This window comes from Roseateles subflavus, from assembly GCF_030285365.1.
Classification (GTDB): domain Bacteria; phylum Pseudomonadota; class Gammaproteobacteria; order Burkholderiales; family Burkholderiaceae_C; genus Roseateles_B; species Roseateles_B subflavus.
Genome location: NZ_JASVDS010000005.1, coordinates 26,430 through 46,001 on the forward strand (window position 1 = coordinate 26,430; position 19,572 = coordinate 46,001).

Here is a 19,572-nt window from a genome sequence, read left to right on the forward strand (position 1 = left end):
CCGACGGCTCAGGAGAAGGCGGCCAGCATCCGCTCCAGCACGATCTGGAACGGCCCCTGCATTAGCGGCAGCGTGGCGGCCATGCCGATCAGGCCGATGCTCACCGTCAGCGGGAAGCCGACCGAGAACACGCCGATCTGCGGCGCCACCCGGGAGATCACGCCCAGCACGAGGTTCACGAACATGAGCATCGTGATGAGCGGCAGCGCGATCCAGAAGCCCATGCGGAAGATCTCCGCGCCCCAGACGTGCGGCCGGGCCACGCGCAGGAACTCGAAGGGTTCCTGGCCGACGGGAAAGGCCTGGAAGCTCTGCACCAGGGCCTGGATCAGCAGCAGATGGCCGTTCACCGCGATGAAGAGAAAGGCCACCATCGAGCCGAAGAAGCGCGAGGTCGAGGTGCCCTGGCTGCCGGTGCCCGGATCGAAGAAGCCGGCGAAGTTCAGGCCCATCTGCAGGCCGATGACCTCGCCCGCGAACTCCAGTGCCGCGAACACGAGACGCACGGCGAAGCCCATGGACAGGCCGATCAGCAGCTGCTGCGCGAGCAGCAGGAGCAGCATCGGCAGCGAGTCCAGCGGCGTGGCGGGCATGGCGGGCAGCGAGGGCTGCGCCGCCACCGTGATCACCAGCGCCAGCCCGATGCGCACGCGCAGGGGCATCGCGCGCTGGCTGAACACCGGCATGCCCGCGAAGAGCGCGAGGGTGCGGACGAAGGGCCACAGCAGCGGCGTGAGCCACTCCAGCAGCTGGGCCTCGGTGAAGCTGATCATCGCGACGTCGACCGGCGAGGCCGGGGGCTCAGCCCACCACCTGCGGAATGGTCTGCAGGGTGCGCTGGATGTACTCGACCAGCGTGTTCATCATCCACGGGCCCGTGATGGCCAGCACCAGCACCGCCGCGACGACCTTGGGCACGAAGCTCAGCGTGGCCTCGTTGATCTGCGTGGCCGCCTGGAACACGCTGACCAGCACGCCCACCGCGAGCACCGTCAGCAGCACCGGCGCCGCCACGAGCATGAGCATGTAGAGGCCTTGCTGGCCGAAGGTGAAGACTTGTTGGGCATCCATGTCGGGTTTCCTTGTCGTCGGCGGCTGCGGCCGATGCAGGCTCAGGTTCGAATCAAGTGGCGCCCGAGGATCCGGCTTTGCCGGGCCTGCGGGCGCGCCCCCTTGGAGGGGCCGGCGAAGCCGGTACGGGTGGGAGTTTCATGTCGCGAAGGAGGCGGCCAGCGAGCCGAGCAGCAGGTTCCAGCCGTCGGCCAGCACGAAGAGCATCAGCTTGAAGGGCAGGGACACCAGCACGGGTGACAGCATCATCATCCCCAGGCTCATCAGCACGCTGCTGACGATCATGTCGATGACGAGGAAGGGAATGAAGATCAGGAAGGCGATCTGGAAGGCGGACTTCAGCTCGCTCGTCACGAAGGCCGGCACCAGCACGCGGAACGGCACGGCCTCGGGCTTGACGTCGCCCTCCAGCTTGGCGAGGCGGCTGAAGAGCGCCACATCGGCCTGGCGCGTCTGCTTGAGCATGAAGCCGCGCATCGGCACCTCCGCCCGCTTGAGCGCCTCGTCGAAGGCGATCTGGCCGGTGGAGTAGGGCTGCCATGCGTCGCTGTAGACCTTGTCCAGCGTCGGGCTCATCACGAAGAAGGTGAGGAACAGCGACAGGCCGATGATCACCTGGTTGGGCGGCGCGGCCTGCGTGCCCAGCGCCTGGCGCATGAGGGACAGCACGATCACGATGCGGGTGAAGCCCGTCATCATCAGCAGCACGGCGGGCAGGAAGCCGAGGGCCGTGAAGAAGAGCAGCGTCTGGATGGGCACCGAGTAGCTGCCACCGCTGCCCTGGCCGATCAGCACCGGCAGGCTGGCGGGCGGCTGAGCCCCCTGCTGGGCCAGGGCGCTCGTGCCGAGGCTCAGCAGGCACAGCGCGGCGGCGGTGCGCAGCCAGGTGGCGAGGGTGGCGAGTGGGCGGCGAGCATCACGCATGGCCTTCTCCGCTGCCTCGCTGGAGGCGCTGGCGCAGCTGCGCGGCAAAGCTGGCGCCGGCCTCGGGGGCGGCTGGCAGCGTGGCCTGGGGGGGCATCACGTGGAGGGTCTGGATCTGCTGGGCCGTCACGCCGAGCACCAGCCAGCGCCGGTCCTCGCCCTCGCCGACCTCGACGGTCAGCACCTTCTGGCTGGGGGACAGCGGCAGGATGGACACCAGCCGCATCTGCGAACTGGCAAGACCTGACCCCAAGGGGCTTCGCTTGAGCAGCCACAGCGCGAGGGGGATCAGCGCGAGGATGGCCAGGAACCACAGGACCGGCAGCACTTGGGAGTTCATGTGCCGATTCTGGGCAGGACTTGAGGGGGCGAGTCCCTCGAAAAGCGGCGGAAAAGCCGGCGTGACGGCGCGAGCCCGTCCGCCGGTCGGCCGCGTATCAGCCGCCCTTGGACAGGCGCCGCATGCGTTCCGAGGGGGTGACGATGTCGGTCAGGCGGATGCCGAACTTGTCATTCACCACGACCACCTCGCCCTGGGCGATCAGGTAGCCGTTGACCAGCACGTCCATGGGCTCGCCGGCCAGGGCGTCCAGCTCCACGACCGAGCCTTGCGCCAGCTGCAGGATGTTCTTGATCGGGATGCGCGTGCGGCCCAGCTCCACCGTGAGCTGCACGGGGATGTCCAGGATCATGTTGATGTCCTGGCCCGGCATGTTGCTCGGGGTGGGCGTGAAGTTCGCGAAGCTGGCGGGCGCGACTTCCTCGGCGGGGGCCTGGACCTCCTCCGCGACGTCGGAACCCTTGGCTTCTGCGAGTGCGGCCGCCCATTCGGCCGCCATTGCGTCTTGTTCGTCCATGGCAGTGCCTTCAGCCCGTGTTGCGTGCGCCCAGCCAGCCCTGGTCATGGCCGGTCAGCATCTGTTCTACCTTGAGGGCGTACTTGCCGTTGGAGGTCCCGTAGTGGGCCTCGAAGACGGGCACGCCATCGATCTTGGTCTTGATCACCTGCTCCAGGTCCAGCTCGATGAAGTCGCCGGGCTTGAAGGCCAGCAGCTGCTCCACCGTGGCCGGCGCCTGCGCCAGCTCGGCCACCAGCTCGACCTCGGCCGACTGCAGCTGGTGCTTGAGGAGGTTCACCCAGCGGCGGTCGGGTTCGGTGGAGTCGCCCTGCGTGCTCGAATAGAGCACGTCTCGGATGGGCTCCAGCGTGGAGTAGGGGATGCAGAAGTAGACCGTGCCGCTGGTCTCGCCGATCTCCAGCGTGAAGGAGGTCGACACCACGATCTCGCTGGGCGTGGCGATGTTGGCGAACTGCGGCTGCATCTCCGAGCGCTGGTACTCGAGCTCCAGCGGGTAGATGCCCTTCCAGGCCTTGTGGTACTCGGCGGTGATCACCTCCACCAGGCGGAAGATCACGCGCTGCTCGGTGGGTGAGAAGTCCCGGCCCTCGATGCGCGCGTGGAACTTGCCGATGCCGCCGAAGAGGGAGTCGATCACCGCGAACACGAGCGTCGGGTCGCACACGATCAGCCCGGAGCCGCGCAGCGGCTTCACCGAGACGATGTTGAAGTTCGTGGGCACCACGATCTCGCGCAGGAAGGCGCTGTACTTCTGCACCTTGATGCCGCCGATGGCGACTTCCGGGCTCTTGCGGATGAAGTTGAACAGGCCGATGCGGATGTTGCGGGCGAATCGCTCGTTGATGATCTCCATCGTGGGCATGCGCCCACGCACGATGCGTTCCTGGCTGGCCAGGTTGTAGTCGCGGATGCCGCCCTGCTGGACCTCCTCGGCTTCGAGCTTCTGGCTCTCGCCGGTGATGCCCTGCAATAGCGCATCGACTTCGTCTTGGGAGAGGATCTGCTGGTTCATGGCGGGCTCACGGCTCGTGCAGCATCACTGCACGATGAAGGTGGAGAACAGCACCTGCGTCACGGGGCTCTCGACGGCCTTCTTCTTTTTCTTCTTTTTCTTGGTCGTCGCGGCGGCTTCCTCGTCTTCCTCTTCGTCGAGCTCGATGCCCATGGGGCGCACGGACTCACGCTGGATCTCGCGGGCGAGCTTCTCCTTGCCCTCGCGGGTCAGCAGCTCGGCGGAGGTCTTGTGGGACAGCACCATCAGCACATTGCTGCGGATGGCCGGCATGTAGGCCTTGAGCTGGTCCGCCATGTGCGGGTCCGCCACCTCCAGCGTCACGCCGACCTGCGCGAAGCGGTCCACTTCCTTGTCGGCCAGGTTGACGGTGAAGGGCTCCAGCGGCACGAAGGTGGGCGGCGTGCCCGGCTTGGGCTTGGCGTGGCTGGTCTCGACGGCGGCCGGGGCCTCGCCGCCGTCCTCGTCCTCGGCGTGCTGCTTCTTCTTCATCAACATCAGCGCGGCGCCGCCGCCGATGAGCACCAGCAGCAGCACGGCAGCGATGATGATGATCAGCTTCTTCTTGCCGCCGCCCGAGGGCGCGGCTTCGGCAGCAGCTGCTGGTGTGGACATGAAGGCTCCTTGATTCGGTCGGACCGGGCGCCTTGACGCGCCATGGGTCCATCAGGATCAATTATTCGGACGATCGGCGGCTTGGCATGCGGCAATAAGCGGCGGAAAAGCGTGCAAAAGACCGGTCAGGGCCCGCCAGGGCCCCGGGAATCTCAGGCGAAGAGGTCCAGGACGCCCCGGGCGCGGGGGAGGGGCGCCCGGGCGGCGGCCGTGACGGCGTCGTCGCTCCCGGTGTCTCCCATCGGGGCACTCGCCCAGCGTGCGCCGGGCCGTCCGCCCTGGGACTCCGCCTGGCCGGGCTGGCCGGAGGCGGTCTGCTGCTGCTGGCTGAACACGCCGCCGCCGCTGAGGGTGAGCCCCTGCTCGCGCAACGCGCCGGCCAGTTCGGGCAGGCTCTTCTCGAGGGCGGCGCGGGTGTCCGCCTGCTCCGCGACAAAACTCACCTGGGCCTGCTGGCCGTCCAGCACGATCTGGACCTGCACGGGCCCCATCTCGGCCGGGTTCAGGTGCAGCTGGGCCTGCTGGATGCCGTCAGCTGCCGCGACGCTCAGACGTGCGGCCATCTCCGGTGCAAAGCCGGGGCTGTGCACCGGGGCGTGAAGCTCGTAGCGCGCGCCCGCGGGACCGTTCGCGGCCGCCTTGTCCTGAACGACGCCGGCCTGCACCTGCTGAAGCACGCCTGCGAAGCTGCCCGCGGCGCCGTGGCCCGTCTCGACCATGGCGGCGCTCTTGCCGGACGAGGCCGCGCCGTCAAGCGCCAGGGCCTGGAGACCGTCCGGGTGAGCCGCCGTGTCTGCGGGGGCCGCCGCCGCGCCGGCCCGCGGCGTCCCATCCGGGCCCGTGGGGGCGCTGGCCTGGCCGTCGACGCTGGCGAGTCGCGCGTGGTGGCCCGCCCGCGACGGGGCCTCGGGCGACACCGCGTCGGCATCGGCGCCCTCGGGGGCGGCGGAAGGCTGGGCCAGGCGCTGGAGGTCCTGAGCGAGCGCCTGCGCCACGGGCAGCCCCGCGGGGACGGGGACCAGCGCAGCGTCGGTCGTCTCCGCCTCGGACGTGTCTTCGGCCGCGGCGTCGGTCGAGAGGGCCGCGTCGGCATCGCCACCGTCGCCGCGGAGGTGACGCAGCACCTGCGCCAGCACCGGATCCTGGAGCTCGCCGTCGGCGTCCGGCGTGTCGCCGCGCGGCTTGGCGGGCGTCGCGGAGGCCGGCTTGGCCTGCGCGTCGGCGATCCGGCGTGCGGCGGCCTTGGCGTTGTCCTGGCGTCGCGCCGTTTCCGTCGACGCCGGGAGGGCGGTCTCGCCGCTTTCCACGGCGTGGCCCTGCCGGGAGGCGCCTTGCGCGGGCTTGGACGGGGCCGGGCTGTCCGGGCTCTTGGGAGGCATCGCGGACGCCTGGGCCGTGGGGGCGACCGGTGCGGGCGCAGGGGCCCGGGTCGCCTGGCTGGCCTTGGCCTGCAGCAGCCGCGCGAAGCCGCCGGCGGCCTCCGTGGCGTCCTGCGCGCCGCGGCCCTGGCTCAGCTGGCCGAGCTGGCCCAGCAGATCGGTGGTGGCAGTCCGCGGGGAGGCGGCATTGGGAGACAACGACATCTTGTTCATGGGAGATCCTTTCTCGTCCTGCGCCCGGCGCCCGGGGTGGGGGCGGGCGCTCCGGCGGCGGCGACCGTGTTCAGTGGCCCAGTCGCAGCCCGGCGCCGAAGCCGGCCTGGCGCATGGCGCGGGCGGCCTGCTCGTCCGTGGCCTTCTGATCCTGGCGATCCTGGGTGCGGCGCATCTCGAGGCGCCGCCGCTCCAGCAGCTTGCGCACCGAGGCCACGCGCAGCTCCCGCTCGCGCAGCTGGTCCCGCGCCAGCGTCAGCCGCTGCTCGGCCTGGCTGCTCAGCAGGTCCTGCTGGCTGATGGCCTGGTCCAGGCGCCCGCCGAAGCTCTGGTAGCAGGCCAGGATGTCGACGGTGGTGCTGCGCGCGAAGCTCTGCGTCCAGCGCATGCGGTATTCCGTGCGGTATTGCGCGAGCTGCTCATGCTGCTGACGCAGGGCGCCGGCCCGCGCCTCGGCGTCGCGCAGGAGGCGCAGGGCCTCGTCGCGCTCGGCTTCGGCACGTTCCAGCAGCACATCCAGGGCTTGCAGGGAGGGGGCGCTCATGAAAGTTTCTCCGTCTTGGGGCTATCGGCAGGTTTCAGGAAACATTGACCAGTTTTTCAAGCTGGTCGACGCTGCTGGCCAGGCCGGCGGGCTGGTGCATGTCCTGCTGCAGCAGGTGCACCATGTCGGGATGCAGGCGGACGGCGAGATCCAGCTCGTGGTCGTGGCCGGGGACGTAGGCGCCGAGCTGCAGCAGGTCGCGCGCCTTGTTGTGCTTGGCCCACAGCTGGCGGAAGCGCCGCGCGCAGACGATGTGGGCCGGCCGGGCCACATTGCTCATCACGCGGGAGATCGAGCGCTCGATGTCGATGGCCGGGTAGTGCCCGGCCTCGGCCAGCTCGCGGGAGAGGACGATGTGGCCGTCCAGGATGCCCCGGGCGGCATCGGCGATGGGGTCCTGCTGGTCATCGCCTTCGGACAGCACGGTGTAGAAGGCCGTGATCGACCCGCCGCCGGCCATGCCGTTGCCGCTGCGCTCCACGAGCTGCGGCAGCTTGGCGAAGCAGCTGGGCGGATAGCCCTTGGTGGCGGGCGGCTCGCCGATGGCCAGGGCGATCTCGCGCTGGGCCATGGCGTAGCGGGTGAGGGAGTCCATCAGCAGCAGCACGTGCAGGCCGCGGTCGCGGAAGTGCTCGGCGATGGCGGTGGCGTAGGTCGCGCCCTGCATGCGCAGCAGCGGCGGGGCGTCGGCGGGGGCGGCCACCACGACAGAGCGCGCCAGGCCTTCCTCGCCAAGGATGTCCTCGATGAATTCCTTCACCTCGCGGCCGCGTTCGCCGATCAGGCCCACGACGATCACGTCGGCCTGCGTGTAGCGCGCCATCATGCCCAGCAGCACGGACTTGCCGACGCCGGTGCCGGCAAAGAGGCCCAGGCGCTGGCCGCGGCCGACGGTGAGCATGGCGTTGATGGACCGCACGCCGGTGTCCAGCGGCGTGCGCACCGGATCGCGGTCCATGGCGTTGATCGGGCGTCGCACCATGGGCTCGGGCAGCACGTTCTCGAGCGGGCCGCGGCGGTCGAGCGGATGGCCGTGCGAGTCGACCACGCGGCCCAGCAGCCCGTCGCCCATGGGCAGGTGCAGGCCGCGGTCCTCGTCGCGACGCCAGGGATGGCGCTGCTGGCCGAGCACGGGGCCGTGCAGGGCGGCCGGGCGCGGCAGCACCATGGCGCCGCTGGAGAGGCCGTGGACCTCGTCCGTGGGCATCAGGTACGCCCGGTCGCCGGAGAAGCCGACGACCTCCGCATTGACCGGCGCCTGCCCGCGGCGCGGGTTGGCCGCCGAGCTGGGCATGTGGATCTGGCAGACGGAGCCCACGGGCACGCGCACGCCCGTGGCCTCGAGCACCAGCCCGGCCACGCGCACCAGCTTGCCCTGCGACTCCAGCGCGACGGGCGCCGAGGCAAAGGCCTGGAGGTCCTCGAGGTACTGGCCCCAGCGGCCCAGGCGTTCGACGCTGTCGTGACTCATGCGGCACCGCCTTCGTCCCGGAGCGCCTCGCCCTCGCCGGGCAGTTCGCCACCCCGGCGGTCTTCCCACAGCGAGTGCTGGCCGAGCGCCGCCATGACCTGCTGCCAGCGGGCCGGCACGGTGGCATCGACGCTGGAGATGTCGGAGTCCACCTTGCAGCCGCCACGGGCGACGGTGGCGTCGGGAATCAGCTGGGCCTCGCGCGCCTTGAGCTCCTCGCCGGCGCCCTGCTCGACCAGAGGCAGGTCCTCGGGATGCACGCGCACGCGGATGTGGCGGGCGGAGATGAGCAGCGCCTCGACGGCGTCGTGCGCCACGCGGGCGATGAGCTCGGGCTGCTGCTGCAGCTCCGTGCGCACGACCTGGCGAGCCAGCTCGACGGCGCAGCGGGTCAGGGTCTCGGCCATGCGGCCTTCCAGGTCGTCGAAGTCGGCGCTGAAGTTGCGCATCAGCTCGCCGATCTGTGCGGTCATCTGCTGCGCGAAGCTCTTCTTGAAGGCATCCAGCGCCTCCATGCCGTCACGGTAGCCGTCCTGGTAGCCGCTCTGGCGCGCGGCGCTCAGCAGCTCGTCGATGTGCGGGGCGGCCGGTTCCTCGGGCGTCTCCACCGGCGCCGCGTCCGGCGCCGCGGTGGTGTACGTCGGCTTGGTCTCGGGCACGCCCTGGAACGCGTCCGGGTTCCAGCTCGAGAAGCCCTGCAGCTCCTCGCGCGGGATGAAGCGGCTGTAGTGGCTCGTGCGCGCCGGTGCGCCTTCGGGGCGCACGGGGGGCGGGACTTGGCGAGGCGGGCGGGGTGGCATGGTGAACATTCAGGGCGTTCGGCAGGGCGGGGAAGCGGCGGATCAGAGGAACTGGTCGTCCCCGCCGGTGGCGAGCACGATCTGGCCTTCGTCCACCAGGCGGCGCACGATCTTGAGGATTTCCTTCTGCTCGCTTTCCACTTCCGAGAGCCGCACGGGGCCGCGGGAGTCGAGGTCCTCGCGCAGCGTCTCGGCGGCGCGGGTGGACATGTTGCGGAAGATCTTCTCGCGCAGCTCGGGGCCGGCGCCCTTGAGCGCGACCACCAGCGACTCGCTCTGCACTTCCTTGAGCGTGGCCTGGATGCCCTTGTCGTCGATCTTTTCCAGATCGTCGAAGGTGAACATGTTGTCCATGATCTTCTGGGCCAGGTCGCTGTCGGCTTCGCGGATGTAGTCGAGCACCGAGGCCTCGACGCTGGAGCCCATCATGTTGATGATCTCGGCCGCGGTCTTCACGCCGCCCAGCGAGCTCTTCTTCATGCGGTCGCCGCCGGCCAGGATCTGGCTCATCACCTCGTTGAGGTCCTTCAGCGCCATCGGCTGGATGCCGTCCAGCGTGGCGATGCGGATCAGCACCTCGTTGCGCTGCCGCTCCGTGAAGAGCTTGAGCACCGAGCTGGTCTGGTCGAAGTCCAGGTGCGCGAGGATGGCCGCGATGATCTGCGGGTGCTCGTTGCGCAGCAGCTCCGCCACGGAGCTGGCGTCCATCCACTTCAGGCTTTCGATGGAGGAGACGTCGCTGCCCTGCAGGATGCGGTCCAGCAGCAGATTGGCCTTGTCCTCGCCCAGGGCGCGGCGCAGCACCGTACGCACGTACTCGTCGGTGTCGTTGACCAGCATGCTCTGCGTCTCGGCCACGGCGTCGAACTTGTCCAGCACCTTCTCGACCTGCTCGCGCTTGACCACCTTCAGCTTGGCGATGGTCTCGCCGAGCTTCTGCACTTCCTTGGGCGCCAGGTGCTTGAAGACCTCGGAGGCTTCCTCCTCGCCCAGGGACATCAGCAGGATGGCCGCTTGTTCGACGCCTTCGTCATCCATGGTGAAGCTTTCCTGTCAGTTCCGCCCCGCGGGCGATGGCATTGGGCAATGAGTTCCGCGCCGAGCGCCGGGCCGCTCCCAAGCCGGCCCACGAGGGCGACGCGAGCGGCTCAACGCCGCGCGCACCGTCGTCCCAGCGGGGAACCGACCGGATTCGCCCGCGTTCAGCGTGGCCAAGCTGGGCGAGGGGCCCTGCATTTCGGGCCGAGCGCCGGGCCGCCCCCAAGCCGGCCCACGAGGGCGATGCGAGCGGCTCAAAGCCGCGCGCACCGTCGTCCCAGCGGGGAACCGACCGGATTCGCCCGCGTTCAGCGTGGCCAAGCTGGGCGAGGGGCCCTGCATTTCGGGCCGAGCGCCGGGCCGCCCCCAAGCCGGCCCACGAGGGCGATGCGAGCGGCTCAACGCTGCGCGCATCGACGTCCCCGCGGGGGACCGACCGGGTTCGCCCGCGTTCAGCGTGGCGAAGCTGGGCGAGGGGCCTCATGCTCACACCGGCTCCTCGCCGTTCACCCAGGCGCGAACGATGTTGGCCACGGCGGCGGGATTCTCGCGGGCCAGCTGGCGGGCACGCTCCAGCTTGGCGTTGTTGGCCGGGGCCTCGAGGGCGGGCAGGCCTTCGGCGCCGGGCAGCAGCTCGGTCTCGTCGGCCACGGCATTGAGCTGCGCGGCCGCCTCCTCGGGCTTCTCTTCGGGGGCCGGCGGGTAGGCAGCGCGGATGGCGGGCTTGACCATGCCGAAGACGGCGATCAGCGCCACCAGGACCAGTGCGGCCGGCACGGCGGCGGCGCGGACCATGTCCAGCACCCACGGCTGCTTCCACAGCGGCAGCTCGGTGGTGTCGATCTTCTCGACGACGAAGGGGGCCGAGACCACGCGCACGGAATCGCCACGCTCCTGGCTGAAGCCCATCGTCTCCTTGACGAGCGCCGTGAGCTTGTCGAGCTCCTCCTGCGGCACGGGCGTGGTGTTGACCTTGCCCTTGGGATCGGTGCTGGAGCGGTGGTTCAGCACCACCGCCGCGTTGAGGCGCCGCACGACGCCGGTGGCATTGCGCGTGACACGCACCGTCTTGTCGAGCTCGTAGTTCGTGACGGCCTCGCGGCGGCTGCTCTGCTGGCCGCTGCCGGCGCCGCCGGCCGTCTGCAGCGGGGCCGAGGCGCCGTTGATGGGGGCGGTGGCCGGCACGGGCGGCTGGTTGCTCGTCGCGCCGGGCACGCCCGTCGGCTGGGCCGGCGTGGCGTTGTTCGACTCCTGCGTCTGCTGGCTGCGGATGGCGCTGGTGGCGTTGGCACCCTGGTTGGGCTTGTATTCCTCGGCGGTGGACTCGACCTGGGAGAAGTCGACATCGGCCGTCACGGTGGCGCGCAGGTTGTCCCGGCCCACGACGGGCTCGAGCAGCTCAAGGATGCGCTTGTGCAGGCCGGCTTCGATCTGCTGCTTGTACTGCAGCTGCTGGCTGTCCAGGCCGGAGCCGTTGTCGGCCGGGTTCGAGAGCAGGGCGCCGGTGCTGTCCAGCACGCTGACGGCCTTGGGGTTGAGCTCGGGCACCGAGGCCGAGACGAGGTGGACGATGCCGGCGATCTGGTTGCGGTCCAGGCTGCGGCCGCCGCGCAGGGTCAGCATGACGGAGGCGCTGGGCTTCTGCTGCTCGCGGAAGAAGCCGTTCTGCTGGGGCATGGCGAGGTGCACGCGGGCATCGGCCACGTCGGCCATCGCGGTGATGGTGCGGGTGAGCTCGCCTTCCAGCGCGCGCTGGAAATTCAGGCGCTCGTTGAACTGGGTCTGGCCGATGGACTGCTTGTCCATCAGCTCGAAGCCCACCACCGAGCCCTTGGGCAGGCCGGCGGAGGCCAGCTTCATCCGCACGTCGTAGACTTGGCCGGCCGGCACGAGGATGGTGCCGCCGGGCTCGTTCCTGTAGGGCACCTGCATCTGCGCCAGCTGGGCGATCACGGCGCCGCCGTCCTTGTCGGACAGGCCGGTGAAGACCGGGCGGAAGTCGCCCTGGGAGGACCACATGCTCATCGCCAGCACCACGCCGACGAGCGCGGCCAGGCCGAGGCCGAGGCCCAGCTTGCTGCGGGCGGGCATGGCCACCAGACGCTCCGCGAGGCCCGGCTGGCCTGCGGGCTGGACCGGAACGGGCTCCAGAGTGACGGCGGTAGGGGCGGTGAGGGCTGTGTCCATGGCGTGGCGGCTGTGCAAGGGTGCAGGGTTCCCGCACCAATGACCAGGATTTTTTTGTCATTTCCCCCTCAAGAAAGGCGAAATGAGGCCGACAAAGCGCGCTCAGTTCACGCCTTTGTCGGCGCGAGCAGGCCCTAGCATTTCCCTACCTGAAGAGCGGGACCGCGTCCTGCATCCGGACCCGCCCTGGGTCGGATCGCGCCGCCCGGCTCCGGGAGATGCCATGGACCTCAAGCTTCGCCCCTTCGATTTCGCCGCTGCCGTCGCCCGCGCCGGCATGAGCAGCAACGGACAGCCGGTGGCGCAGCCGCGCGCCGTCGGCGGCGCCAGCTTCGGCGATGCCATGGTGAAGGCCATGCAGTCGGTCAGCACCCAGCAGAACGAGGCCCAGCGCCTGCAGCGCGAGGTGCAGCTGGACAACCCCACCGTCAGCCTCGAAGAGACCATGGTGGCGATGCAGAAGGCTCAGATCGGCTTCCAGGCCACGCTGCAGGTGCGCAACCGCCTGGTGTCGGCCTACTCCGAAATCATGAACATGCAGGTCTGAGCGCGACCCGCGAGCGACCCCGTGCTGCGGCTCAGAGCCGCATCTGGCGGCGGCGCTTCTGCGTCTGGTCAATGTAGAGCTGCAGGGCCCGCGCGGTGTCCGGCGGCAGGGTCTCGAAGGCGCAACCCAGGTGGCGGCCACTCTGCACCTCGGCGTGCTGCGTCACGTGCAGCAGCTTCAGCCCCACCTCCAGGCGCGTGTCCCGGTCCAGCTCCAGCACGCAGCCGGGCAGCGCCAGGCCGGGCGGCAGCGCCGCCTCGTCCCCGGGCAGCAGCAGGCCGAGGCCGCCCATGCTCACGTCCAGGACGCGCAGGCTCATCAGCTGGCCCTGCGCGGGATGGCGAAGCTGCAGCAGCGGGTAGTTGATGCCGGTCGGCTGCACCCGGAAGGTCTGGCGGCGCTGGAATCGGTACAGCCGCCGGGGCAGGGCGGCCCGCAGGACGCTGCCGCCGCCATCGCGCACGATCACCGGCTGCTCCAGCTCGAACTCCAGGCGGATGGACGCGAGATAGGCCGTGGCCGTGATCTCGTCGCTTTCCAGCAGCGATTCCGCGCGGCTGCTGTTGTGCGGCAGGTCGAGACCGAGCAGGCCGGACTTCGCGTCAAGCACGCACAGCGTGGTGTGCAGGTCCAGGCCTTCGGGATTGCGCAGGTAGACGCGCGCCTGCTCGCTCATCAGCTCGCGCAGGTAGGCAGCGATCTCGACAGGGGTGCTGACCCGGTAGTTCTCCCGCTGCTGATCATCGAGGTCGAGCGGGGCGGCGGTGTCGGGCAGGCTCATGAGCGGACAGGGGCAGGGGCGGGGACCGGTGGCGGCGCGGCACCCGGGGATGGGAGGCCGGGATGCGCGGGCCGCGATGTGAAGAAGCGCACCGGAGTGCGCTTCGAGGGGTGTCAGTGTACGGTCTTGAACTTGCCGCTGAGCACTTGATCCAGGTCATCCAGCCAGGGCTCCGCGAGATGCCGGATCTCCGCGTCGTTCAGCAGGATGCGCTGCATGATGCGCGTCTTGAGCTGGCTTTCCTCGGGGGCCAGCTGCTCGCGCTGGGCGGCATGCTTGAGCTGCGAGATCAGCAGCACGCAGGCGCCCTCGAGCTTGACGACTTCATCCCAGTTGCCGGAGCGGGCCGCAGAGAGCATGTCGGCACTGGCCTGCTCGATGGCTTCGTAGTAGCTGAGGAGGTGGGTGTTCATGGGGCGTTCCGGAAATCGGGTGGGGCGGGCGGGCGTGGGCTTGGCGCACATGGGTCAGGCCACCCGCTTGGATTCGCTGCGATCGCCGATGGTGTGCCAGGCTTCACGGATCGGCTGTAGCAGCCGCTGGCATTCCTGGATCGTGGCGATGTCGCTGTGCAGGTTGGCATGCGTCAGGCGCATGCAGAGGTAGGCGTAGAGGTCGCGCAGATCGCGGGCCAGTGCACCCGACTCCAGGTTCAGGGCGGCCTTCAGCCCTTCGTCCAGGATCCGCACGCAGCGGCCGAGGCTGCGGTTCTTCATCTCGTGGTTGCCCGACTGGATGTGGCCGATGGCCTGGGTCATGCCGTCATGGGCACCGTCGAACAGCAGGCTCACCAGACGGTGGGGGCTGGCATTCAGCACGTCGGTTTCCAGACCGACCTTGCTGTACATGGCGCTGGCCCGGTGCGTGCGCGATGCGAAGGGGGAAGAGTTGCCGTACATATGCTCAGTTCTCTGTTGGGCCGTGTTGAGTCATTTTTCGACCTGCGGCCGGGAAACTTGAGCCTCCACGACGCGACGAATTGCACGGGGAAACCAGGGCGTTTTGCGAATGGGCCGTGTGAATGAAAAAGGCGCCCCGCGGGGCGCCCTGGCAGAGGACTCGGCTGCACCGCCTCAGCTGGAGGACTTGGTGCCGAACTGCTGGTTGACGTAGGCGGACAGCCCGTTGAGCTGGCCCATCTTGGTGTCCAGCGCCGTGTACTGGGCGCGCAGGCGCTTCTCCATGAGTTCCAGGTGGTCCTGGAGCTGGGAGATCTGCTTGTCGTTGTCCTTGATGCGCTTTTGCAGGCCCGTCTGGCCGGTGGCGATGGCGCCATCGGTGCCCAGCGTCTTGGTCGCGAACTCGGCCCACTTCTTCGCGAAGCCGTTGTTGCTGCCGTCCGTGGTGTCCACCGAGCTGAAGAAGCGCTTGAGGTCCGAGAGATTGGTCAGCGCCTTGTCCAGCTTGCTGCTGTTGACGGTCAGGGTGCCGTTCTGGCCGGGGTCCAGGCCGATGTCGGCGAGGCGGGCAAAGGCGCCGCCGAGGGTCGTCGAGCCGCCGCTCACATTGCGCAGCATCTGCTGCAGCGAGATGGCCTTGGCGTCGCCCTGCAGCGTTCCGGCCGTCTTGGTGGCGGAGTCGTACTTGGTCTGGTCGCGCATCAGGTTCATCAGGCCGTTGTAGGCGGTGACGAAGTCCTGGATGGTCTTCTTGATGGCGCTGGTGTCCGTGCTGGTGCCGATGTTGACCGCGGTGGCGCTGGTCTTGAGCAGCGTCAGGGTGACGCCGTCCGCCACGGTGCTGAGCGTGTTGGACTCCGAGCTGAGGTCCAGGCCGTCCATGTTGAAGGTGGCGTTGGCGGCGGTCTGCTTGAGGGCCATGCCGCCGGCGTCCGGGCCTTCGTAGCTGAGGGCGGCGAGGCTGGGGTCGGAGGCGCTGATGCGGAAGCCGTTGGTCTGCCCGGTGTCGCGGGAGCGGATCACCAGGCGCGTGCCCGCGGCGTCGCTGACCACGCTGGCCACCACGCCGGCATTGGCTGAATTGAGCTTGTCACGGATGCTGTTGAGCGTGTCCGTGGCGGTGATGTTGATGTTGATCGAGCTGCCGCCCGCCTTGCCCGTGAAGACCGGCGGGTCGCCTTCCCAGCTGCCCAGGGCGATGGTGAGCGTGCCTTCGCCGACCGTGCTGGTGCCGCTGGCGAAGACGCCGCTGGCCACGCTCTGCGCGGAGGCCAGGCGGCTGACGGTGATCACATGGCTCTGGGTGCCGGCGTTGGGGCCGACGACGCTCACGGCCGAGCTGTCCGAACTGGTGGCGCCGGAGGCGGTCCAGGTGGCCGGGTCGCTGAGCTTCTGGGCCGCGGTCTGCATGGCGGACATGGCCGCCTGCATCTGCCCGTAGGCCGAGATCTTGGTCTGAAGGCCGGCGGAGGCCTTCTTGATGTTGTTGATGGGTGTCTGTTCGACGGACATCAGCTTCGAGATCATGTCCTCGACATTCAATCCGCTGCCAATCCCCACTGAAGTAATGCTCGCCATGGCATCCTCTCAAAAAGACACTGCCCCAAGGCCTCTTCGGCTAGGCCGACGCGAACTTTAGGGCTTTTTTCGATCTTTCAGCGCCTGCAGGCCGAGACCGTCCTCCCGGAACCGGGAAACCGCCTCGGCCTGCAGGCTGTCGCCTGCGTCTTCAGCCCTTGAGCAGCTGCAGCACCTGCTGCGGCAGCTGGTTCGCCTGGGCGACCATGGCATTGCCGGCCTGCTGCAGGATCTGCGCCCGGGAGAGGCTGGAGGTTTCCTGCGCGTAGTCGGCATCCATGATGCGGCTGCGGGCGGCGGCCTGGTTTTCCACCGCGACCTGCAGGTTGGCGATCACGGCATCGAATCGGTTCTGCGTGGCACCGAAGGTGGAGCGGGCCAGGTTGACCTGCGCCAGGGCCAGGTCGATCTTGGCCAGCGAGTCCAGGGCGCCCTGCGTGCCGCCGGCGTAGACATCGAAGGTCGTGCCGGTGCCGGCCGCGCCCAGGTTCAGGATGTCCGTGGTGGTGGTGTCGATCACCGAGGCCAGCGCGCCGTCGTTCTTGCCGGCCGCCGTGGTGGTGGTCAGCATGTCGCTCACCGCCACCTGGATCTGGTCGTCCGTGGTGGCGTTGGCCCCCACCTGGAAGGTGTAGGTCGTCGCTGCGCCGGTCAGGATCTGCGAGCCGTTGAAGGTGGTGTTGCGCACCAGCCGTCCGATTTCGGTCTGCAGCTGCAGGAACTCGTTGTTCAGCGCGGAGCGGTCGTCGACATTGTTGGTGCCGTTGGCGCCCTGCACGGCCAGCTCACGCATGCGCTGCAGCATGTCGCCGATCTTGCCGAGCGAGCCTTCCGCCGTCTGCGCCAGCGAAATGCCGTCATTGGCATTGCGCACCGCGACGGTCATGCCCCGGACCTGCGTGTTCATGCGTTCCGCAATCGCGAGGCCGGCAGCATCGTCCTTGGCCGAGTTCACTCGGAGACCGGAGGACAGGCGTTGCATCGCGACACTCAGCATCCCCTGCGACATGTTCAGGTTGCGCTGCGCATTCAACGACGCGATGTTGGTATTGATGGTCTGGGGCATTTGAGCACTCCTGCAAAATTGCCGGAGGGTTCGGACCCCGGGAGCCGCCGCCGGCGCCGGATGGCGCTCGAGCCTGCGATTCCCGGAGTCGCCCCGCGAAAGGCATCAGGCCGGAACTGAACCTGACTGCCATCCGGAGGGCTCCGGAATCCACGCCGGAAATCCCTGACGTGTTGGACGAATTCTGAAAGTGCTCGTCATTGCCCAAAGACCCGATAAGGGGGCGAAACCACGCCCAAAAGAAAAGGCAGCACCCCGCCTGCGGCGAGGAGCTGCCCTTCTTTCGAGAGGGCGGCGCCCTCGGGATCAGCCGCCGCGCAGCAGCGACAGCACCTGCTGCGGGAGCTGGTTGGCCTGGGAGACCATGGCGTTGCCGGCCTGTTGCAGGATCTGCGCGCGGCTCAGGTTGGCGGTTTCCGAGGCGTAGTCCGCGTCCATGATGCGGCTGCGGGCGGCCGTCTGGCTTTCCACCGAGACGTTCAGGCTGGAGATCACCGCATCGAAGCGGTTCTGGGCCGCACCGAAGGTCGAACGGGCGGTGTTGACCTGAGAGAGCGCCAGGTCGATCTTGGCCATCGCATCCAGTGCGCCGATGGTGGCGCCGGTGTAGGCGTCGAAGGTGGCGCCCGTGCCGGCCGCGCCGACATTCAGGATGTCGGTGTTGGTCGTGTTGATCACCTCGGCCAGGGCGGCGGCATTGGTGCCCGCGCTGGTGGTGGTGCCGGTGATGTCGACACCGCTGATGGTGATCTGGTCGTTCGTGGTGGCGTTGGCCCCCACCTGGAAGGTGAAGCCCGTGGTGCCCGTCAGGACCGATTGACCGTTGAAGGACGTGTTGGCGGCCAGACGGCCGATTTCGCTCTGCAGCTGGGTGAACTCGTTGTTCAGCGCTTCGCGGTCGGTCTGGTTGTTCGTGCCGTTGGCGGACTGCACGGCCAGCTCACGCATGCGCTGCAGCATGTCGCCGATCTTGCCCAGCGCACCTTCCGCCGTCTGCGACAGCGAGATGCCGTCGTTGGCGTTGCGGATGGCCACGGTCATGCCGCGGACCTGGGTGTTCATGCGTTCCGCGATGGCGAGGCCGGCGGCGTCGTCCTTGGCGGAATTGACACGCAGGCCGGAAGACAGGCGCTGCATGCTGACGGAGAGGGAGCTCTGCGACATCGTCAGATTGCGCTGTGCATTCAGCGATTGCAGATTGGTGTTGATGATTTGAGGCATGACGCGATCCTTTCAGTACCGTTGAATGGAAACCGAGCCCAAGCAGACCAGCGTAGCGGCCGCGTCAGTGGCAGTGCGGGCTTCTGTGCCTGCGCTGCCGGCCTGGTGCACCCTCGGGGGAGAGGCAGTGGCCGCTGTCGCTTGTCGCCAACGAGCTGGGACCCGTTGAGAGGGTTATCGGACTGAGGGGGGACGCGCTTGAGTCCAAACCTTCGAAAGAGGGGCCGCTCAATCACCTGAAAAGCGGGGTGATTGGCGGCCTGTTAAGGTGTTTGCGCTGGCGGGCTTTGCCCTTTGACCTCGACGGTCGTCGCAGCGTTGGAGCTCAGGGCCAGCGGGGCTGGCCCAGGGTCATCGAAGAAGCGACAGCACTTGCTGGGGCGTCTGATTCGCCTGGGCGATCATCGCCGTGCCGGCCTGCTGCAGGATCTGCGCTCGGCTCAGGTTGGCGGTCTCCATTGCGTAGTCGGCATCCATGATGCGGCTGCGTGCGGCCGACTGGTTCTCCACCGAGACCTGCAGGCTGGAGATGGCAGCATCGATGCGGTTCTGCGCGGCACCGAAGGTCGAGCGTGCCACGTTCACCTGGGCGATGGCCTGATCGATCTTCGCCACCGAATCCAGAGCACCCTTGGTGCCGCCGGCGTAGGCGTCGAAGGTCGTGCCGGTGCCGGCGGCGCCGACGGCCAGGATGTCGGTGTTGCTGGTGTTGGTCACTTCGGCCAGCGCGCCGTCGTTCTTGCCGGCGGCCGTGGTCGTGCCCAGCATGTTCAGCCCGGAGATCGAGATGACGTCATTGCTGGTGGCGTTGGCGCCCACCTGGAAGTCGAACGAGGTGGTGGTGGTCAGCGTGGCCTGCCCGTTGAACGTGGTGTTGTTCGTGAGGCGGGTGATTTCGCTCTGCAGCTGCGAGAACTCGTTGTTCAGCGCGGTGCGGTCATCCGTGTTGTTGGTGCCGTTGGCGGACTGCACGGCCAGTTCACGCATGCGCTGCAGCATGTCGTTGACCTTGCCCAGCGCGCCTTCAGCCGTCTGCGCCAGGGAGATGCCGTCGTTGGCATTGCGGATGGCGACATTCATCCCCTTGACCTGGGAATTCATGCGTTCCGCGATGGCCAGGCCGGCGGCATCGTCTCGTGCGGAGTTGACTCGCAGGCCAGAGGACAGGCGCTGCATGGACACAGCCAGCGAGGACTGTGCCGTGTTGGCATTGCGCTGTGCGTTCAGCGACAGCAGGTTGGTATTGATGACGGCGGGCATGATGTGCTCCTTTCAGCTTGAAGAACCCCGGCTTAGCGCCGACGTGACTCGGGTGCCCGGGTACTGACACCCGTGCTTGCAACCCTGCAGGCGAACCTGCCGGCTT

At 68.6% G+C, this 19,572-nt stretch carries 21 protein-coding genes; 1 reads left to right on the plus strand and 20 read right to left on the minus strand.

Translation table 11 applies throughout. The features are described 5' to 3' along the window. Positions 1 to 8: 8 nt before the first annotated feature. The 13 genes from fliR to fliF all read right to left on the minus strand — a co-directional run bounded on the left by fliR (position 9) and on the right by fliF (position 12,114). Positions 9 to 773: a flagellar biosynthetic protein FliR gene (gene fliR / locus QRD43_RS16835; protein WP_285983665.1), complete on the minus strand. Its 765-nt coding sequence runs from the start codon at positions 771 to 773 to the stop codon at positions 9 to 11. 28 nt (positions 774 to 801) lie between these two features. Beyond that, on the minus strand, positions 802 to 1,071 hold the full coding sequence (fliQ, locus tag QRD43_RS16840; RefSeq protein WP_285983666.1) for a flagellar biosynthesis protein FliQ: 270 nt from the start codon (positions 1,069 to 1,071) through the stop codon (positions 802 to 804). Between the two features lie 138 nt (positions 1,072 to 1,209). After that, on the minus strand, positions 1,210 to 1,995 hold the full coding sequence (gene fliP, locus QRD43_RS16845) for a flagellar type III secretion system pore protein FliP (RefSeq protein WP_285983667.1): 786 nt from the start codon (positions 1,993 to 1,995) through the stop codon (positions 1,210 to 1,212). Further along, positions 1,988 to 2,335 carry a FliO/MopB family protein gene (locus QRD43_RS16850; protein WP_285983668.1) on the minus strand — a complete coding sequence of 116 codons (348 nt, stop codon included), beginning with the start codon at positions 2,333 to 2,335 and terminating at the stop codon, positions 1,988 to 1,990. The genes fliP and QRD43_RS16850 overlap by 8 nt, the downstream gene beginning before the upstream one ends. A gap of 97 nt (positions 2,336 to 2,432) precedes the next feature. After that, positions 2,433 to 2,852, minus strand: a complete 420-nt coding sequence (gene fliN, locus QRD43_RS16855; RefSeq protein WP_285983669.1) for a flagellar motor switch protein FliN — start codon at positions 2,850 to 2,852, stop codon at positions 2,433 to 2,435. 10 nt (positions 2,853 to 2,862) lie between these two features. After that, positions 2,863 to 3,867 (minus strand): flagellar motor switch protein FliM, encoded by a 1,005-nt coding sequence (gene fliM / locus QRD43_RS16860; RefSeq protein ID WP_285983670.1) that lies wholly within the window; start codon positions 3,865 to 3,867, stop codon positions 2,863 to 2,865. A gap of 24 nt (positions 3,868 to 3,891) precedes the next feature. Beyond that, entirely contained in the window at positions 3,892 to 4,482 is a 591-nt protein-coding gene (locus QRD43_RS16865) for a flagellar basal body-associated FliL family protein (RefSeq protein WP_285983671.1), read from the minus strand. A 152-nt stretch (positions 4,483 to 4,634) separates the two neighbouring features. Next, a complete protein-coding gene (locus QRD43_RS16870; protein WP_285983672.1) occupies positions 4,635 to 6,074 on the minus strand; it encodes a flagellar hook-length control protein FliK in 1,440 nt (479 codons plus the stop codon). A gap of 70 nt (positions 6,075 to 6,144) precedes the next feature. Beyond that, the gene (gene fliJ, locus QRD43_RS16875) at positions 6,145 to 6,618 is read right to left on the minus strand and encodes a flagellar export protein FliJ (RefSeq protein WP_285983673.1); all 474 of its coding nucleotides are present in this window, start codon (positions 6,616 to 6,618) and stop codon (positions 6,145 to 6,147) included. A 34-nt stretch (positions 6,619 to 6,652) separates the two neighbouring features. Next, positions 6,653 to 8,089: a flagellar protein export ATPase FliI gene (gene fliI, locus QRD43_RS16880; protein WP_285983674.1), complete on the minus strand. Its 1,437-nt coding sequence runs from the start codon at positions 8,087 to 8,089 to the stop codon at positions 6,653 to 6,655. Next, positions 8,086 to 8,889 carry a FliH/SctL family protein gene (locus QRD43_RS16885; protein ID WP_285983675.1) on the minus strand — a complete coding sequence of 268 codons (804 nt, stop codon included), beginning with the start codon at positions 8,887 to 8,889 and terminating at the stop codon, positions 8,086 to 8,088. The genes fliI and QRD43_RS16885 overlap by 4 nt, the downstream gene beginning before the upstream one ends. A gap of 42 nt (positions 8,890 to 8,931) precedes the next feature. Next, positions 8,932 to 9,927 (minus strand): flagellar motor switch protein FliG, encoded by a 996-nt coding sequence (fliG, locus tag QRD43_RS16890; protein WP_285983676.1) that lies wholly within the window; start codon positions 9,925 to 9,927, stop codon positions 8,932 to 8,934. A gap of 486 nt (positions 9,928 to 10,413) precedes the next feature. After that, positions 10,414 to 12,114 carry a flagellar basal-body MS-ring/collar protein FliF gene (fliF, locus tag QRD43_RS16895; protein WP_285983677.1) on the minus strand — a complete coding sequence of 567 codons (1,701 nt, stop codon included), beginning with the start codon at positions 12,112 to 12,114 and terminating at the stop codon, positions 10,414 to 10,416. Between the two features lie 223 nt (positions 12,115 to 12,337). Here fliF and fliE point away from each other — a divergent pair, with 223 nt between their 5' ends. Continuing rightward, entirely contained in the window at positions 12,338 to 12,661 is a 324-nt protein-coding gene (gene fliE, locus QRD43_RS16900) for a flagellar hook-basal body complex protein FliE (protein ID WP_285983678.1), read from the plus strand. 31 nt (positions 12,662 to 12,692) lie between these two features. Here the strand turns inward: fliE and QRD43_RS16905 are convergent, their stop codons facing one another. From QRD43_RS16905 to QRD43_RS16935, 7 genes are all read right to left on the minus strand, one after another. Beyond that, complete coding sequence (locus QRD43_RS16905; protein WP_285983679.1) at positions 12,693 to 13,442, minus strand: flagellar brake protein; 750 nt, start codon at positions 13,440 to 13,442, stop codon at positions 12,693 to 12,695. A gap of 113 nt (positions 13,443 to 13,555) precedes the next feature. After that, the gene (locus tag QRD43_RS16910; RefSeq protein ID WP_285983680.1) at positions 13,556 to 13,855 is read right to left on the minus strand and encodes a flagellar protein FliT; all 300 of its coding nucleotides are present in this window, start codon (positions 13,853 to 13,855) and stop codon (positions 13,556 to 13,558) included. 54 nt (positions 13,856 to 13,909) lie between these two features. Beyond that, complete coding sequence (fliS, locus tag QRD43_RS16915) at positions 13,910 to 14,341, minus strand: flagellar export chaperone FliS (RefSeq protein WP_285983681.1); 432 nt, start codon at positions 14,339 to 14,341, stop codon at positions 13,910 to 13,912. A 174-nt stretch (positions 14,342 to 14,515) separates the two neighbouring features. Beyond that, the gene (fliD, locus tag QRD43_RS16920; RefSeq protein ID WP_285983682.1) at positions 14,516 to 15,919 is read right to left on the minus strand and encodes a flagellar filament capping protein FliD; all 1,404 of its coding nucleotides are present in this window, start codon (positions 15,917 to 15,919) and stop codon (positions 14,516 to 14,518) included. A 151-nt stretch (positions 15,920 to 16,070) separates the two neighbouring features. Beyond that, positions 16,071 to 16,985, minus strand: a complete 915-nt coding sequence (locus QRD43_RS16925) for a flagellin N-terminal helical domain-containing protein (RefSeq protein ID WP_285983683.1) — start codon at positions 16,983 to 16,985, stop codon at positions 16,071 to 16,073. 306 nt (positions 16,986 to 17,291) lie between these two features. Beyond that, complete coding sequence (locus QRD43_RS16930) at positions 17,292 to 18,206, minus strand: flagellin N-terminal helical domain-containing protein (protein ID WP_285983684.1); 915 nt, start codon at positions 18,204 to 18,206, stop codon at positions 17,292 to 17,294. 351 nt (positions 18,207 to 18,557) lie between these two features. Next, positions 18,558 to 19,466, minus strand: coding sequence for a flagellin N-terminal helical domain-containing protein (locus QRD43_RS16935; protein WP_285983685.1), 909 nt, complete (start codon positions 19,464 to 19,466; stop codon positions 18,558 to 18,560). Positions 19,467 to 19,572: the final 106 nt, after the last annotated feature.

What these genes read in the sequence shown, in the direction of transcription:
- fliM (WP_285983670.1), bottom strand. Translation starts at nt 3,867, where the DNA reads ATGAACCAGCAGATCCTCTCCCAAGACGAAGTCGATGCGCTATTGCAG.
- QRD43_RS16850 (WP_285983668.1), bottom strand. Translation starts at nt 2,335, where the DNA reads ATGAACTCCCAAGTGCTGCCGGTCCTGTGGTTCCTGGCCATCCTCGCG.
- QRD43_RS16905 (WP_285983679.1), bottom strand. Translation starts at nt 13,442, where the DNA reads ATGAGCCTGCCCGACACCGCCGCCCCGCTCGACCTCGATGATCAGCAG.
- fliJ (WP_285983673.1), bottom strand. Translation starts at nt 6,618, where the DNA reads ATGAGCGCCCCCTCCCTGCAAGCCCTGGATGTGCTGCTGGAACGTGCC.
- fliF (WP_285983677.1), bottom strand. Translation starts at nt 12,114, where the DNA reads ATGGACACAGCCCTCACCGCCCCTACCGCCGTCACTCTGGAGCCCGTT.
- fliR (WP_285983665.1), bottom strand. Translation starts at nt 773, where the DNA reads ATGATCAGCTTCACCGAGGCCCAGCTGCTGGAGTGGCTCACGCCGCTG.
- fliN (WP_285983669.1), bottom strand. Translation starts at nt 2,852, where the DNA reads ATGGACGAACAAGACGCAATGGCGGCCGAATGGGCGGCCGCACTCGCA.
- fliE (WP_285983678.1), top strand. Translation starts at nt 12,338, where the DNA reads ATGGACCTCAAGCTTCGCCCCTTCGATTTCGCCGCTGCCGTCGCCCGC.
- QRD43_RS16865 (WP_285983671.1), bottom strand. Translation starts at nt 4,482, where the DNA reads ATGTCCACACCAGCAGCTGCTGCCGAAGCCGCGCCCTCGGGCGGCGGC.
- QRD43_RS16935 (WP_285983685.1), bottom strand. Translation starts at nt 19,466, where the DNA reads ATGCCCGCCGTCATCAATACCAACCTGCTGTCGCTGAACGCACAGCGC.
- QRD43_RS16910 (WP_285983680.1), bottom strand. Translation starts at nt 13,855, where the DNA reads ATGAACACCCACCTCCTCAGCTACTACGAAGCCATCGAGCAGGCCAGT.
- QRD43_RS16885 (WP_285983675.1), bottom strand. Translation starts at nt 8,889, where the DNA reads ATGCCACCCCGCCCGCCTCGCCAAGTCCCGCCCCCCGTGCGCCCCGAA.
- fliQ (WP_285983666.1), bottom strand. Translation starts at nt 1,071, where the DNA reads ATGGATGCCCAACAAGTCTTCACCTTCGGCCAGCAAGGCCTCTACATG.
- fliP (WP_285983667.1), bottom strand. Translation starts at nt 1,995, where the DNA reads ATGCGTGATGCTCGCCGCCCACTCGCCACCCTCGCCACCTGGCTGCGC.
- fliI (WP_285983674.1), bottom strand. Translation starts at nt 8,089, where the DNA reads ATGAGTCACGACAGCGTCGAACGCCTGGGCCGCTGGGGCCAGTACCTC.
- QRD43_RS16925 (WP_285983683.1), bottom strand. Translation starts at nt 16,985, where the DNA reads ATGCCCCAGACCATCAATACCAACATCGCGTCGTTGAATGCGCAGCGC.
- fliS (WP_285983681.1), bottom strand. Translation starts at nt 14,341, where the DNA reads ATGTACGGCAACTCTTCCCCCTTCGCATCGCGCACGCACCGGGCCAGC.
- fliG (WP_285983676.1), bottom strand. Translation starts at nt 9,927, where the DNA reads ATGGATGACGAAGGCGTCGAACAAGCGGCCATCCTGCTGATGTCCCTG.
- QRD43_RS16870 (WP_285983672.1), bottom strand. Translation starts at nt 6,074, where the DNA reads ATGAACAAGATGTCGTTGTCTCCCAATGCCGCCTCCCCGCGGACTGCC.
- QRD43_RS16930 (WP_285983684.1), bottom strand. Translation starts at nt 18,206, where the DNA reads ATGCCTCAAATCATCAACACCAATCTGCAATCGCTGAATGCACAGCGC.
- fliD (WP_285983682.1), bottom strand. Translation starts at nt 15,919, where the DNA reads ATGGCGAGCATTACTTCAGTGGGGATTGGCAGCGGATTGAATGTCGAG.